Origin of the sequence: Kitasatospora sp. NPDC002551 (assembly GCF_040296005.1) — a bacterium.
Taxonomy (GTDB): Bacteria; Actinomycetota; Actinomycetes; order Streptomycetales; family Streptomycetaceae; genus Kitasatospora.
In genome coordinates this window covers 23,933-37,461 of the sequence record NZ_JBEOWI010000023.1, presented here as the reverse complement: position 1 = coordinate 37,461, position 13,529 = coordinate 23,933, and the positions used below count along the sequence as shown (strand labels likewise).

The following is a 13,529-nucleotide window of genomic DNA, read 5'->3' as shown; positions in this document are numbered from 1 at the left end:
TCCTCAGAAGAAGATCTTCACGGCGGACAGCAGTCCCTGGCTCCACGGGTCGCGGCTGGTGCGCCCGGCGTTGGGGCCGGCGGCGCGGCCGGCCGGCGTTTCGTGGCGGGCGGATCGCCACCAGTGGTAGGTGCGCAGGATGGCGTCCTGGTTGGAGAGCCGGGGGGCGAAGCCGAGCCGGTCGCGGGCCTTGTCGATGGAGACGTAGGAGTCGGCGGTGAGTTTGTGGAGCAGGCGGCCGTAGACGGGTGACAGGCGGGCGCGCTGCAGGGTGTCGAGGACGGCGAGGGCGGGGCGGGCGGGCAGGCCGACGACGCGTTTGCCGTGGCCGGCGGCGTCCAGGACGGCCTGGAAGTCCTCGCGCAGGGTGCCGAACTCGGCGGCGGCGAGGTTGTAGGTGTCGTTGGCGACGTCGTCGGGGGCGTGCAGGACGGTGACGACGGCGTCGACGAGGTCGTCGATGGCGAACATCTGGGTGCGGACGTCGCCGCGGCCGAGGACGGGGAAGTTGCGGCCCTCCTCGGCCCATTCGAAGAGCATCGCGAACAGGCCCATCCGGCCGGGGCCGACGAAGGTCTTGGGGCGCAGGATCGGCACGCACAGGCCCTCGGCGCGGTGGCGTTCGGCGATCTCCTCGGCGGCGGCCTTGGCGCGGCTGTAGGTGTCGACGGGTTCGCGGGGGTGGGTCTCGGGGGTGGGGACGCGCCGGGGCAGGCCGTAGACGGCGGTGGAGGAGATGTGCACGACGCGCGGGGTGCCGGCGGCGCGGGCGGCGGCGAGGACGGCGCGGGTGCCGTCGACGATGATCGAGCGGATCTGCTCGTCGGGGTAGCTGGGCAGGGCCGCGGCGGCGTGCACGAGGGCGTCGGCGCCGTGCAGGGCGCGGTCGAGGGCGGCGCGGTCGCGGATGTCGCCGACGACCTCGACGCCGGGGCCGGGGCGCAGGTCGATGCCGCGCACCCGGTGGCCGTCGGCGGTGAGGCGTTCGGCGAGGCGGGAGCCGAGCATGCCGGCGGCGCCGGTGACGGCGACGGTGCGGGCGCGGGGAGGGCCGGGGGTCACCACTGCGAGCCCACCTTCTGCTTGACGAAGCGGGTGACGAGGCGGCCGAGGCTCTGGTCGAGGACGGCGCCGAGGGCGTCGACGGTGCGTTCGACGTCGGCGGGGTCGGTGACCAGGGAGGGGCCGATGATGAGCGGGTTGCGGCCGTTGAGGGTGTAGTAGGCGAAGATGCCGTGGTCCTGGTAGAGGGCGTTGATGACGGCGCAGGTGACGAGCTTGGTCTTGAACCGGGGGTCGCGGGCCATGCCGCCGGGGGCGAGTTTGGCGACCAGGTCGAGGATGCGAGGTCCGCCGTCGATGAACACGCCCCACAGGGCGCCGGCGCCGTCGACCCGGGAGACGGTGTCGGGGTGTTCCTTGGCGAGGCGGCGCAGGCCGGGTTCGAGGACGGCGCCGATGGCGCGGGCGCGGGCCGGGTAGTCGTCCTCGACGGCGATGTTGACGGCTTCCAGGGCGGTGGCGCACTCCTCGCCGAAGCCGTAGTAGGTGGTGGAGGTGGACTGCAGCAGGGCGTCGCCGAGGTTGTCGTAGGCCTTTCGGAAGACGGGTTCGCGGGCGATGAACGCGGAGATGGAGGACTTGCCGCCGCCGAAGGACTTGGAGGTGGTGAGGACGTCGGGCAGCAGGCCGGGGTAGCGCATGAAGTGGAAGAGGGTGCCGGTCTTGCCCCAGCCGGTGTAGATCTCGTCGAAGATCAGCACGATCTTCTCGCGGTCGCACAGCTCGCGCAGCCCGCGCAGGAACTCCTCGGAGCAGGCCTCGATGGTGGAGGCGCTGAACGGTTCGATGAGGATCGCGTAGACGTCGCCGGGGTGGGCGGCGACGGCGCGGCGCACCGAGGCGAGGTCGTTGTAGGTGAAGGTGTCGATGCCGGGGATGGTCGGGAAGGCGAACTGGGCCTGCCCGGTGAGGCCGCCGGAGCCGAGGAGTTTGCCGTGGAAGGCGCGGTCGGCGCGCAGCACGGTGCCGCGCTTGCCCTGGTGGTACTTGTAGGCGAGCTTGACGGCGCCCTCGACGGCCTCGGCGCCGGAGTTGGGGAGGAAGGACATCGACAGGTCGCCGGGCAGCACCTCGGCGAGGTTGTGGGCGAGTGCGGCGAGGTAGGGCGAGAAGTAGGTCTTGTGGACCTCCATCCGGTGCTCGCGGGCGAAGCGTTCGCGGGCGGCGAGGATGCGGGGGTGGTTGTGGCCGTGGTTGAGCACGCCGACGCCGCCGGTGACGTCGAGGATCCGCCGGCCGTCGGTGAGGGTGAGGTGGGCGCCCTCGGCGTGGGCGACGAGTTCGCGGCCGAAGCCGAAGGAGGTCATCAGCGAGACCTGGCTCTTGTTCACGTATCGGCGGTACAGGTCGTGCACCTCGCCGACCTCGAAGCGTTCGGCGTCGTCAAGGGTGTACACGGGTGTCTCCCATCGGGGCGGGGGTGGCGGGGGCGGGTGGGGTGCGGTCGGCGGGCGGGGTGGCGGGCGGCGTGCCGTCGGCGGGGGTGCGGCGCGCGGTGCGCAGCCGGGACCAGGCGAGGACGGCGGCCGAGCTGCCGAGTTCGGCGACCACGCACACGACGCGGCTGGCGACGGCGGCGGTCGCGGCGGTGCCGCCGGGCAGGACGGTGGCCAGCGCGGCGGCGATGGTGAGTTCGCGCACGCCCCAGCCGTCGGGGACGACCACGGCCAGGCTGCTGACGACGGTGGCGAGCGCGAACGCGCCGATGCCCGGTCCGGCGGAGGCGGCGGCGGGCGCGCCGAGGGCGACCGCGAGGAACCACAGGTGCAGTCCGGAGACCAGCCAGGAGGCGACGGCCAGCGCGATCGCCCGGCGGACGGCGGCGTCCGGCGGCGGTTCGATCGGCCGGCGGGCGAGCCGGGCGAGGGCGGCGACCGGGCGGGTGGCCAGGGCGGGGCGGGCGGCGCAGGCGAGGAAGCCGGCGGCGGGCAGGCAGAGCCAGAACCACTGTCCGGGCAGCGCGGCGGGTGCGGCGAGCAGGCTGACGCCGGCGCCGGTGAGGACGGTGAGGGCGAGGCTGAGCAGGTAGGCGGAGGTCATCGCGGCGGCGGGCACGCCGGCCTCGCGGCCGTGGGTGACGTGGGTGACCACGCCCCAGACCCGGCCGGGCAGGTACTTGGACAGCTGGCCGAGGAAGTAGATCCGGGCGGCGGTCAGGCCGCGGATCGGGCCCGGGGTGCCGGGGGCGCTGCCGGGCGGGGCGGGGACGAGCACCCGCCAGGCGTGCACGGCGAGCACCAGGCCGGCGACGTTGGCGGCGAGCGCGGCGAGCAGCAGCGGGACGGCGTCGGCGCGGGCGAGCGCGCGGGCGGCGACGGGGCCTTCGTGGCGCAGCAGCAGGCCGACGCCGACCAGGGCGGCGAGGACGATGGCGGGGGTGAGGAGGGCGCGCAGCCGCCGCGCCATCAGGGCCGCTCCCCCGCCGGTGACGCCGTCCGCTCCTTCGCCGCGGCCGGGTTCCGGGGCAGCAGCATCCGCAGGGCGCCGACGCCCGCGCCGGTCAGCAGCGAGCCGATGACCAGGAAGTGCACCCCGGCCGTGTACGGCACGAAGGCGGGCCCGTGCTGCCGGGCGGCGAAGCGCAGCAGCCCGGCGTTGGCGGCGCAGAAGGCGGCCAGCCCGGCGGCGGGCAGCAGCGGGCGGCGGCGGGCCAGCGGCAGGGCGGCCAGGGTGAACGCGGCGGCGGCGACCGAGGCGGGGCTGTTGGCGGTGAGGTTGCGCCGTCCGCCGCGCCGCGCCGCGACCAGCGCCGGGACGAGCACCAGCGCCCGCCGGTACGTCTCGGCGAGCAGCGGGCCGAGCCGGTCGACCTCGTCGTGGTGCGCGACCACCCGGTCGGTGAGCACGATCCGGTAGTGCGGGGCGAGCCGGTCGCTGAGTTCGAGGTCCTCGGAGTCGCGCAGGCTCTCGTCGAAGCCGCCGATCCGCTCGAACACCTCGCGCCGGACGGCCGCCTGGGCGAAGAACGCGGTCTCCACGACGCCGGCGCCGCGCGCCCGCCACCAGTGCGCGTGCAGGACGCGGTAGCGCTCCACCGGGCCGTCGTCGAACAGCGGCTCAGGGGCGATCACTCCGTGTACGCAGCCGCATTCCGGGTCCTCCGCGAGGATTTCCAGCGCATTCGCCACCGAATCGGGTGTCAGCGCCTCGTCGGAATCCAGGAAGAAGACGACGTCGCCACTGGCCGCGGCAATTCCGGCGTTCCGCGCGGCGGAGACCCCGCGGTTGGGCCACCGGCGGATCAGCGTGCACGGCGGGCCCTGCGCGGGCCGCGGGTGGTTCTCGGCGATGCGGGCGGTGGCGTCGGTGGAGCCGTCGTCCACCACGATCACCTGGTGCGGAGGATGGGTCTGGGCGTACACCGAGTCCAGGCAGGCCGCGAGGGTGCGGGCCGCGTTGTGGGCCGGGATGACGACCGATACGGAAAACGTCATGGGGCCAGTTCAGGCGGGCCCCGTATCGGGCGGGTATCGTCCCCGTATCGGCGGGGTCCGCGGAATGGGGAATGTCCGGGGGGCGGATACCGGAATTCCGGTGTTCCGTTCGCCTGCTACGCTCCGCCGCATGGACCCGGATTCCGTTTCCCCGCGCCCGTGGCGTTCGACCGGTCCGCGCCTGCTGGCCGGTGCCGTCGGGCTGTGGGCGGTGTTCCTGCTGCTCGACTTCCTGGCGGGCGGCCGGTGGTGGTTCTGGCTGATACCCGGGCTGGCGCCGCCGCTGCTGTTCCTCGCCGTCCCGGTGGCGCTGCTCGCGGTGGCGTGCACGGCCCCGGCGGCGCCGGTGCGGCGGTGGCTGGTGCCGGCGGTGGTGGCGCTGCTGCTCGCGGGGCTGCCCCGCACGGGCCTCAACTGGTCGGCGCTGCTGCCGGGTTCGGCGCCCGCCGGGGCCGGTCCCGCGCTGTCGGTGTTCTCCTGGAACACCGAGTACTGGGACACCACCGACGACCCGGAGGCGTTCTACCGCTTCCTGCGCGCCCGCGACGCCGACGTCTACCTGCTCCAGGAGTACCTGGCGTGGGTGCGCGAGACCCACACCGAGGTCCGTGAACTCGACCGCATCCGGCGGGAGTTCCCCGGCCACCAGGTGGTGGTCACCGGAGAGCTGGTCACCCTCTCCCGCTTCCCGGTGCTCGCCACGCCGCCGGTCGGCCCGGCGGTGGCACCGGACGCGCCGTGGGAGGAGACCTTCACCAGGCGCAAGGTGCTGCGCACCGACCTCGACGTGCACGGGCGCACGGTGTCCTTCTACAACGTGCACGTCCCGGTCCAGGTGGACACCCGGGAGTCGGTGTTCGGCGGCGGGTTCTACCGGGTGGTCCGGGAGGCCGACGCCGCCCGCCGCGAGCAGTTCACCGCCCTGGAGCGCGACGCCGCGGCCAACCCGAACCCGCTGCTGATCGCCGGTGACTTCAACACCAGCCCCGCCATGGCCGACCTCGACCCGCTGCGCGCCCGCTTCGACGACGCCCGCTCGGCGAGCGGCGACCTCTACCCCGGCAGCTGGGGCGGCGTCCTCGGCGCCGACTGGTGGCGCCTGGACTGGGCGTTCACCAACCACGCGGTGGCGGTGCGGCACTACGCCTTCGTCGACGACCTGGGGATGTCCGACCACCGGGGCCAGGACCTGCGGATCTCGTTGCGATCGTGACACTCTGACGCCGCGCCATGTCCCGGTCCCCTATCGTGGGGCCATGGACCTCAGTTCGGAACTGACCACCCTGGCCACGACCGGCGCGACCCAGCTGGTGGGCGCCATCTCCACCGACACCTGGCCGGCCGTGAAGTCCGGCGTCCTGGCCCTGTGGCGGCGCGCCCGCCCGGAGCGGGTCGCCGAGGACCTGGAGGAGGCCCGCGAGCAGCTGCTCGCCGCCGAGGAGTCCGGCGCCGACGCCGCCGGCCTGCGGGTCCTGCTGGTCGAGGAGTGGCAGGCGAGGCTCGCCCGGCTGCTCGTCACCCACCCGGAACTCGCCGACGAACTGCGGGCGCTGGTGGACGGCCTGCGGGCGTCCGGCGGCGAGCGCCCTTCCGGGCCGGTGACGATGACCGCCCACGTCACCGGCGGCGGCAGCGCCTACCTGGCCGGCCGCGACCTCACCGTCCACCACCCGGCCGCCGAGTGAGGTGACCGAGCCGCAGGAGCCGGCCCGGCACCTGGAGGTCACCGTCTCCGGCGGCTCGACGGGAGGCTGCGCGAGGGCGGCCCGCCGATCGTGCTCGGGCCGTCCGGCGCCGGCAAGTCCTCGCTGCTCGCGGCCGGCGTGCTCCCCGCCGTCGCCGACGGCGCCCTGGCGGTGGCCGACTCCATCGGGACCGTCACCCTGTGGAGCCTTCCGCCGACCCTGCTCGTCGGCGGGGGGCCCGTCGCGTTCAGCCCGGACGGCCGGCTGCTCGCGACCACCGACGGGGACACCGCGGTGCGGCTGTGGAGTCTCACCGATCCGGGCCGCCCCGTCGCCGTCGGGTCCGTTCGGTCCGAGGCCCCGGCGCCGATCCGATCGCTCGCGTTCAGCCCCGACGGGCACTCCCTCGCGATCGGTGTCCGGACGACCGGCGGGACCGGGGGCGCGGTCCGGCTGGTGGAGGTCACCGACCCGGGCCGCCCCGGCGCGCCCACCGCCCTCGGCGCTCCGCCGCCCGGCGACGACGCCGTCGTCGCGCTCGCGTACCGGCCCGACGGTCACCTGCTGGCCAGCGCTCACGAGTCGGGCGCCGTCCACCTGTGGGACCTCGTCGACCGCGGCCGCCCTCCGCACGTCGTGCGGGCACCGTCCGCCCCCCGCAACCCGGTGAGCTCGCTGGCCTTCGACCGCGACGGCACGACCCTCGCGGTCGGCCTCCTGATGGGCGTCGAACGCCACCTGATCGGCGTGGGCGCCGACGGGCCGACCTCCGCGCCGGGCCCCGCGGTGACCGGTCCTCCCGGGCCCGTCGCCGGGCTCTCGTTCCGCCCCGACGGGCACGCGCTGGTGGCGGGCGGCTGGGAGAGCACGACGAGGATCTGGGACCCGGGGACCCGGTTCGACCACGTCCGCCGGCCGCCGTTCCCCGTCGCGACCGGCTTCCTCACGGCAGCCGCGTTCAGCCCGGACGGCGGTACCGTGGCGGCCGGCAGCGGCGACGGCACCGTCCGCCTCAGCTCCCTGGATCCCGCCACGGGAAGCCCGGTGGCACACGGCCGCGTGCTCACCGGCCCGAGTGGCGCCGTCGCCTCCATCGCCTTCTCACCCACCGGGGACCTCCTGGCGGTGGCGGGCTCCGACGGGACCGTCCGCCTCTGGGACCTCGACATCGGCGCCGCGATCTCCCGCATCTGCGCGACCAGCGACGGCGTCCTCACCCGCGAGACGTGGAGCGAGCTGTTCGGCGACACGCCCTACCGGCGCCCCTGCGACCGCTGACCCGGACCGGCCCGGCGCGAGCGGCTGTCGGTGGCGCGTGGTTGAGTGCCGGCGTGCACGAACTCCTCACCTGCCTGCCCGACGCCCCCACGCTACCCGGTGGCCTGAGGGACCGGACCGGACCGGCGGCGGGCCGGTGGCGGGCCGGTCCCTCAGGGCGGGCGGAGCGGGCGGGGCGAGGGCTACAGCGCGGCCTCGTCGAGCCGCTCGCGCTGCTCCGGCGTCAGCGTCACGCCGAGGGCGCCGAGCGCCTCGTCGAGTTGGGCGACCTTGCTCACGCCGACCAGCGGCAGGATCCGCGCCTCGTGGTCGAGCAGCCAGCTGAGCGCCACCTGGTTGACGGTGGCGCCGGTCTCCTCGGCGACCGCGCGCAGGGCGGCGAGGCGCCTGGGGGTGCCGGGGTGGTCGTAGGCGGCGCCGATCTCGACGTCCTCGCGGGTGAGGCCGCCGGAGAGGATCGGGCTGTACACCCACAGCCGCAGGTCGCCCTCGGAGCGGACGTAGTCGAGGAGTTCGGAGGTCACGTGCACATGGGCGGAGGAGAGCAGCGGCACGTCGAAGCGCGGCTGGAGGTAGGAGTAGCGGTACTGCAGGTGCGCGTAGCGCGGACCGTCCCCGGCGAGCGCGCGGGCCCGCTCGACCCGCCACACCGCGTGGTTGCTGGCGCCGACCGCGCCCGCCTTGCCCGAGGTCACCAGGTCGGCCAGCGTCTCCACGGTCTCGGCGAGCGGCACCGAGCGGTCCTCGATGTGCGTCCAGTACACGTCGACGTGGTCGGTGCCCAGGCGCCGCAGGCTGCCCTCGATACCGGCCCGGACCGCCTTCTCGGACAGCCCCTCCGCCGCCTCCAAGCCCGCGCCGGGCACCGTGGGCCGGGCGCCCACCTTGGTACTGATGACGACCCGGTCGCGCGCCTTGCGGCTGGCCAGCCAGCGGCCGATGACGGCTTCGCTCTCGTCGCCGGTCGCGCCGTCCAGCCAGAACGCGTAGTTGTTCGCGGTGTCCAGGACCGTTCCGCCGTTCTCGACGAAGTGGTCCAGGATCCGGAACGAGGTCTTCTCGTCGACGATCGTGCCGAAGCCCAACGTCCCCAGGACGACGGTGCGCTGAGGAACTGTCATGGGTTTGCATCCCTCCCGTTGTGGTCTGGACCATTCAAGACCCATTCGCGATCACCCGCAACAGCGTCCCGGATCGCCCGGCCCTGAACGCCGGCGCCCGGCCGTGGCAGCACGGTGGGCGGTCCCCCGGGGCCGAGGTCCAGCCGGCCCGGTGGCGGCGATCTCGTCCGACTGCTCGCCAAGGGCTTCGCGCAGCCCCGGCCGACTTGACGGCAGGACGGCAGGACGGCAGGACGGCGGGACGGCGGGACGGCTACCAGTCCGCGATGTCGGGCTCGAAGAAGTCGCTGAAGCAGCCGGCCTCCCGCGCCGCGGCGGCCCGCCCGGGGCCGGGAGCGGACAACCGCCCGGCGATCCCGCGCAGTTCGCCGGGCGTGCGGCCGGACAGGGCACGGAAGTCCCGGTTCATGTGGGCCTGGTCGTGGTAGCCGCTCCTCGCCGCCACGTCGGCGAGGGTGAGGTCGCCGAGACCGGACAGCGTGAGCGCGCGCTGGAAGCGCAGGATCCGGGACAGCGTCTTGGGCGGGACGCCGACGTGGTCCCGGAACACGTGCTGCAGCCGGCGCTCGCCCCGGCCCGTCGCGGCGGCGAGTTCCCGCGCGGTCAGGCCGCCGTGCGCGTCGCGCAGGCGCTGCCAGGCCTCGACGGCGAGGTCCGTGGCGGGCGGCGCGTCCGCGAGCCGCGGCCCGAGGACGGCGTCGACGACGGCCCAGCGGGCGGACCAGTCCGGCGCCTCGGCCAGCCGTTCGGTGAACCGCGCCGTCCAGCCGGGGCCCATCGCCTCGTCCGGGTGGGCGGCGGCGTTGGCGAGCAGGTGCAGCGGCAGGCCGAAGAAGCGGAACGCCCCGACGGCCGTGAACTCCACCTCCACGGCGTGGCCCGAGCCCCGGTAGCCCGCCACCACCGGGGCCGTCTGCAGGCCCGCGATCATCGCGTGCCGCGTCCCCTCGCGTTCCGCGTCGCCCAACCCCTGCCGGACGTACAGCGGTTCGCCCCAGCCCACCAGCAGGGTCACGGCCGCGCTGGGCAGGGTGACCCTCGGGCGCTGGACGCCGGCCGTCCGGTACCCGCGGCACCGGACGACGTCGCCGCGCATCCACTCCGGCGGCCGCCGCTCGACGTTCTCGCCCCGGTCGTCCTCCGAGCCCACGGCCCCTCCCGTCATCCCGAACCCCGGATCCTCCGCTCGACCCGCTCGACCCGCTCGCCCTGCTCGCCCCGCGGTTCGCTTTCGTACAAGCGCCCGCCACTCCCGCGCCCCCATCCTGGACGGGCACCCCCCACTCGGTGCCGGCCCCGCGCGGGGGGCGGGGCCGCCACCGGGCGGGGATGCCGACCACCCCTCCCCCTCAGGCGGCCGTGCGCTCCCAGGGGATCTCGCGGTGGAGCAGGGCCCGCCCCAGCGGCTCGCCGGAGCGGCGGGCGAACACGGTGCGCTCGCGCACCTCGTGGCGGGTGCGGGGGCGGTAACCCGGGCCGCCGCAGCAGGACTTGTGGAAGCCGATGCCCGCGTTGAGCAGCAGCGCGAGGGTGCGCCAGGCGGCGGTGTCGCGGCGGGGCGGGGCGGCGAAGGCGGAGCCCACGTGGCGCAGCGTCCCGGCGCAGCGCGGGCAGCGCCGCTCCTCGGTCGGCCGGCCGTAGGGCTGCTTGTACGAGGCCCGGCAGGGCAGGCAGACGTAGGAGGTCTTCGCGTGGGCCATGCGGCTCACCGTACGGCACGGCCGGCGGGCGGCACGAGCCGGTATCCGTCCACCGCCGCCGCCCGCTTGTCCTGGTAGGGGCACGCCAGTTGCTCCTGGATGGTGTCGGAGAGCAGGTCCTCCTGCCCCTTGAGCGCGTCGGCGATCTCCTGGTCGACGGGGAACACCAGCTCGGCGGCGACGTTGTCCTGCACGATCCGGGCGAGGTTGTCGAGGGCGGTGAGGACGGGGTCGGCGGGCGTCTCGGCGGTCGGCAGGTCGATGAGGTGCGTGGCCACGGCGGCCGGGTCCATGAACCGCCGGATGATGATGCTGTTCTGGTTGAGCACCGAGGTCGTCCACAGCGAGAGGACCACCACGTAGAGGCCCTTCCACCGCTGCTCCCCCACCCGGCGGCGCCAGCGCCGCATCACCGTCTCCACCCCGGCGGTCTGGGCCTTGGCGGCGTGGTCCATGGTGGCGCGGATGTCGCCGTACACGCCGCCGGTGAAGCCGGTGAAGGCCCTCGTCAGCTCGGCGCCGGACATCGGGCGCTCCACGGCGGTCGCGACGAAGCGCAGCGCCGCGTCGAGGATCCGCCGCGAGGACGCCGCGGGCCCGGGCGGCAGACCGGCGCCGTCGAGCTGCCGGCGGGCGACGGTCAGGGTGGCCGCGAAGTCCTGGAGCGGCCGCACCCATTCGCGCCCCTCGGGGCCCTTGAGGTACGGGGCGAGGATCGTGAAGGTGCCGAGCGGCACGTGGGCGACCGACTTCGCCAGCTCGAACACCTCGTCGACGGGGTGCAGCGATTCCCGCTCCCCGCCGTCGACGAGGGTGTAGCGGCCTCCCCGGGAGTCGTTCTGCACGACGATCACCGGGGTGAGGTGGGTGGTCAGCCCGGCCTTGAGGGAGGCGTAGTTGCGCCGCATGTCGGCGTTGACGGCGAGCAGCGCGTCGCGTGCCCGCCGTCGCGCGGCGGAGCGGAACGCCACCTGGTCGAGGTCGTGCGGATCGACGTCCGCGCCGTGGTCGTTCCGGTACTCCGCCATCGTGCGCCCCGCTTCCCCGGTTCGGATCGTTCCCTCCTCACGGTCCCCGTCCCGGTGTCCCGGCCGACAGGGCCCGTCGTCCCGTTCGCCCCCGGTTGGACCGGTGTGCGGTAGATCACGGCGACCGCCGCGGCCGCTCCCGCCTACGATTCGTGACCGATGCACCTGCCCCGGTCGAGGAGACGGATCCCGTGACCACCAGCACGAACGCGCGCGAGAGCTACTACGAGCGGACGGGCGAGCACACGTTCAAGCCCACCGCGTACGCGGGCGGGGCGTGGAGCGCCGACGAGCAGCACTTCAGTCCGCTGGCCGGCCTGGTGGTGCACGCGATCGACCGGTACCTCGCCGAGCGCCCCCGGGGCCTGGCACTCGCCCGGATCAGCTACGACATCCTGGGCCGGATCGCGCTGGACGAGTGCGAGATCACCGTGCGGACCGTCCGCCCCGGGCGCACCATCGAACTCCTCGAAGCGACCGTGACGATCGGCGGCCGCGCCGTCGTACGGGCCCGCGCCTGGCTGCTGGCCACCCTGGACACCTCGGTCGTCGCCGACAGCCCGCGCGAGCCGCTGCCCGCGCCCGGGTCGCTCCCCGCCTGGACGATGGCCGACGCGTGGAGCGGCGGCTACATCTCCTCCATCGACGTGCGCCGGGTGCCGCCGGTGCGCCGGGGCCGCGCGACGGCCTGGATCTCCTCGCGCGTCGACCTGGTCGCGGGCGAGCCGAGCAGCCCGTCGGCGTCCTTCGTCGCCCTGGTGGACACCGCCAACGGCATCGCCCCGCAGCAGGACCCGACGGCGTGGATGTTCCCCAACGTCGACCTGACCATCCACCTGCACCGCCGCCCGCGCGGTCCCTGGACGGGCCTGGACACCACCGTCACCTTCGGCCCGACCGGCCAGGGCCTCACCAGCACGGTGCTGCACGACGTGGACGGCCCGGTCGGCCAGGCCGAACAGATCCTCACCGTCCGCCCGCAGCCGGGCGCATGACCGGAGGTCCCACCGCCGGCGGCGGGGCCAGCTGGACGACCGGGTCGCTCGTCGCGGAGGCACGGGAGCGCCTGCGGTCGGGCGCGACGCCGGCCCTGGTCTGCGGTCAACTGGCCGAGGGCACGCTCCGGTGGTGGGACGCCGCGTCGGCCGTCGGCCGGGCGCTCGGGATCCCCGAGCCGGAGTTGCGCCGTCGGCTGCACGCCGCCCCGGAGCAGGTGCGGGGCGGGCTCCGGCCCGGCGAGGAGCAGGTGTACGGCGAACTCCTCGGCACGATCGGCGTGTTCGACCTCCCGAGGCGGCTCGACGCGCGGGAGCGGGCGATCGCGGAGCACCTGCGCGCCGCCGTGCGCGCCGGCGGCGGCCGGCCGACGGCGTACTGGGCGGCGCTGGTGGCCGGCGGCGAACTCCTGGACACGGCGAACGGCGACACCCACGGCGGCGTGGCGCCGGCGCTCGCCGAGTGCCGGCGCCGGCGCGCGGACCGCGTGCGGCAGTCCGGCCCGCCGCCCTCCGGTGTCGGGCCGCCGGGTCAGGCCGCCGGGCCGGACGCGTAGGCCAGGGGCGGGGCGATGGCCTGCGCGTCCTCGCCCTCGCCGACCCACAGGCCGATGAACAGCGCGGCGGTCGCCTCCAGCAGGCCCGCGCGGTCCAGCCCGCCGGCGGCGACCGGCCGGCAGCCGGTGTCCCGCACCAGCTCGTGCGCCCGGTCGAGCGCCGCCGGGTCGTCGCCGCAGACCGGGACGGCCAGCGGCCTGCCGTCGAAGACGGGCGGGCGCATCCGCCACACGTCCTCGTGGCAGAGGTTGAACGCCTTGACCACCTCGGCGCCGGGGGCGGCCGCGGCCAGCCGCCGCGCGGCCGGGGGCCCGCCGTCCGTCAGCAGCCGGAAGCCGGGGCCGACGGGGTTGGAGCAGTCGAGCAGCACCGTGCCCTCCAGTTCCGCGCGCAGCTCCCCCGCCACCTGCGCGCCCGCCGCGAAGGGCAGCGCGGCCAGCACCACCTCGCCGAACGCGGCGGCCTCCCGCAGCCCGGCGGCCCGCGCGCCGCCGCCGATCCGGCGGGCGAGCCGCTCGGCCGCGGCGGCGTCCCGCCCGCCGACCGTCACCTCGTGCCCGGCCCGGGCCCAGTGCGTGGCGAGCGCGTCCGCCATGTTGCCCGTACCCAGTACACCGATCCTCATCACGCAGTCCTCCGCGGGTCGTCCGAAGCCGTCCCCGCCGACG

14 protein-coding genes are annotated in these 13,529 nt (G+C 75.4%); 5 read left to right on the top strand and 9 right to left on the bottom strand.

Features of this window, described 5'->3' with window-relative positions; all coding sequences use genetic code 11:
• Positions 1-3: 3 nt before the first annotated feature.
• The 4 genes from ABT093_RS20345 to ABT093_RS20330 are packed head-to-tail and all read right to left on the bottom strand — an operon-like array spanning position 4 to position 4,496.
• Entirely contained in the window at positions 4-1,065 is a 1,062-nt protein-coding gene (locus tag ABT093_RS20345; RefSeq protein WP_350566133.1) for an NAD-dependent epimerase/dehydratase family protein, read from the bottom strand.
• Positions 1,059-2,459: an aspartate aminotransferase family protein gene (locus tag ABT093_RS20340; RefSeq protein ID WP_350566131.1), complete on the bottom strand. Its 1,401-nt coding sequence runs from the start codon at positions 2,457-2,459 to the stop codon at positions 1,059-1,061. Before ABT093_RS20340 ends, ABT093_RS20345 begins: the two co-directional genes overlap by 7 nt.
• On the bottom strand, positions 2,446-3,468 hold the full coding sequence (locus ABT093_RS20335) for a lysylphosphatidylglycerol synthase domain-containing protein (RefSeq protein WP_350566129.1): 1,023 nt from the start codon (positions 3,466-3,468) through the stop codon (positions 2,446-2,448). The genes ABT093_RS20340 and ABT093_RS20335 overlap by 14 nt, the downstream gene beginning before the upstream one ends.
• Complete coding sequence (locus ABT093_RS20330) at positions 3,468-4,496, bottom strand: glycosyltransferase family 2 protein (protein ID WP_350566127.1); 1,029 nt, start codon at positions 4,494-4,496, stop codon at positions 3,468-3,470. Before ABT093_RS20330 ends, ABT093_RS20335 begins: the two co-directional genes overlap by 1 nt.
• A gap of 130 nt (positions 4,497-4,626) precedes the next feature.
• Here ABT093_RS20330 and ABT093_RS20325 point away from each other — a divergent pair, with 130 nt between their 5' ends.
• The 3 genes from ABT093_RS20325 to ABT093_RS20315 all read left to right on the top strand — a co-directional run bounded on the left by ABT093_RS20325 (position 4,627) and on the right by ABT093_RS20315 (position 7,459).
• Positions 4,627-5,709: an endonuclease/exonuclease/phosphatase family protein gene (locus ABT093_RS20325; protein ID WP_350566125.1), complete on the top strand. Its 1,083-nt coding sequence runs from the start codon at positions 4,627-4,629 to the stop codon at positions 5,707-5,709.
• Between the two features lie 43 nt (positions 5,710-5,752).
• Positions 5,753-6,181 carry a hypothetical protein gene (locus tag ABT093_RS20320; RefSeq protein ID WP_350566123.1) on the top strand — a complete coding sequence of 143 codons (429 nt, stop codon included), beginning with the start codon at positions 5,753-5,755 and terminating at the stop codon, positions 6,179-6,181.
• A 66-nt stretch (positions 6,182-6,247) separates the two neighbouring features.
• The gene (locus tag ABT093_RS20315) at positions 6,248-7,459 is read left to right on the top strand and encodes a WD40 repeat domain-containing protein (protein WP_350566285.1); all 1,212 of its coding nucleotides are present in this window, start codon (positions 6,248-6,250) and stop codon (positions 7,457-7,459) included.
• A gap of 182 nt (positions 7,460-7,641) precedes the next feature.
• Here the strand turns inward: ABT093_RS20315 and ABT093_RS20310 are convergent, their stop codons facing one another.
• From ABT093_RS20310 to ABT093_RS20295, 4 genes are all read right to left on the bottom strand, one after another.
• The gene (locus tag ABT093_RS20310) at positions 7,642-8,580 is read right to left on the bottom strand and encodes an aldo/keto reductase (RefSeq protein ID WP_350566121.1); all 939 of its coding nucleotides are present in this window, start codon (positions 8,578-8,580) and stop codon (positions 7,642-7,644) included.
• A 253-nt stretch (positions 8,581-8,833) separates the two neighbouring features.
• The gene (locus ABT093_RS20305) at positions 8,834-9,730 is read right to left on the bottom strand and encodes an AraC family transcriptional regulator (protein ID WP_350566119.1); all 897 of its coding nucleotides are present in this window, start codon (positions 9,728-9,730) and stop codon (positions 8,834-8,836) included.
• A gap of 199 nt (positions 9,731-9,929) precedes the next feature.
• The gene (locus tag ABT093_RS20300) at positions 9,930-10,280 is read right to left on the bottom strand and encodes a paraquat-inducible protein A (protein ID WP_350566117.1); all 351 of its coding nucleotides are present in this window, start codon (positions 10,278-10,280) and stop codon (positions 9,930-9,932) included.
• Positions 10,281-10,285: 5 nt separating this feature from the next.
• A complete protein-coding gene (locus ABT093_RS20295; protein ID WP_350566115.1) occupies positions 10,286-11,308 on the bottom strand; it encodes a hypothetical protein in 1,023 nt (340 codons plus the stop codon).
• 191 nt (positions 11,309-11,499) lie between these two features.
• Here ABT093_RS20295 and ABT093_RS20290 point away from each other — a divergent pair, with 191 nt between their 5' ends.
• Positions 11,500-12,303 carry a thioesterase family protein gene (locus ABT093_RS20290; RefSeq protein ID WP_350566113.1) on the top strand — a complete coding sequence of 268 codons (804 nt, stop codon included), beginning with the start codon at positions 11,500-11,502 and terminating at the stop codon, positions 12,301-12,303.
• Positions 12,300-12,860, top strand: coding sequence for a hypothetical protein (locus ABT093_RS20285; protein WP_350566111.1), 561 nt, complete (start codon positions 12,300-12,302; stop codon positions 12,858-12,860). Before ABT093_RS20290 ends, ABT093_RS20285 begins: the two co-directional genes overlap by 4 nt.
• Here ABT093_RS20285 and ABT093_RS20280 read toward each other — a convergent pair.
• Positions 12,836-13,486: an NADPH-dependent F420 reductase gene (locus tag ABT093_RS20280; protein ID WP_350566109.1), complete on the bottom strand. Its 651-nt coding sequence runs from the start codon at positions 13,484-13,486 to the stop codon at positions 12,836-12,838. The two genes, ABT093_RS20285 and ABT093_RS20280, sit on opposite strands and share 25 nt — an antisense overlap.
• Positions 13,487-13,529: the final 43 nt, after the last annotated feature.

What these genes read in the sequence shown, in the direction of transcription:
- ABT093_RS20335 (WP_350566129.1), bottom strand. Translation starts at nt 3,468, where the DNA reads ATGGCGCGGCGGCTGCGCGCCCTCCTCACCCCCGCCATCGTCCTCGCC.
- ABT093_RS20330 (WP_350566127.1), bottom strand. Translation starts at nt 4,496, where the DNA reads ATGACGTTTTCCGTATCGGTCGTCATCCCGGCCCACAACGCGGCCCGC.
- ABT093_RS20325 (WP_350566125.1), top strand. Translation starts at nt 4,627, where the DNA reads ATGGACCCGGATTCCGTTTCCCCGCGCCCGTGGCGTTCGACCGGTCCG.
- ABT093_RS20320 (WP_350566123.1), top strand. Translation starts at nt 5,753, where the DNA reads ATGGACCTCAGTTCGGAACTGACCACCCTGGCCACGACCGGCGCGACC.
- ABT093_RS20310 (WP_350566121.1), bottom strand. Translation starts at nt 8,580, where the DNA reads ATGACAGTTCCTCAGCGCACCGTCGTCCTGGGGACGTTGGGCTTCGGC.
- ABT093_RS20300 (WP_350566117.1), bottom strand. Translation starts at nt 10,280, where the DNA reads ATGGCCCACGCGAAGACCTCCTACGTCTGCCTGCCCTGCCGGGCCTCG.
- ABT093_RS20295 (WP_350566115.1), bottom strand. Translation starts at nt 11,308, where the DNA reads ATGGCGGAGTACCGGAACGACCACGGCGCGGACGTCGATCCGCACGAC.
- ABT093_RS20285 (WP_350566111.1), top strand. Translation starts at nt 12,300, where the DNA reads ATGACCGGAGGTCCCACCGCCGGCGGCGGGGCCAGCTGGACGACCGGG.
- ABT093_RS20280 (WP_350566109.1), bottom strand. Translation starts at nt 13,486, where the DNA reads ATGAGGATCGGTGTACTGGGTACGGGCAACATGGCGGACGCGCTCGCC.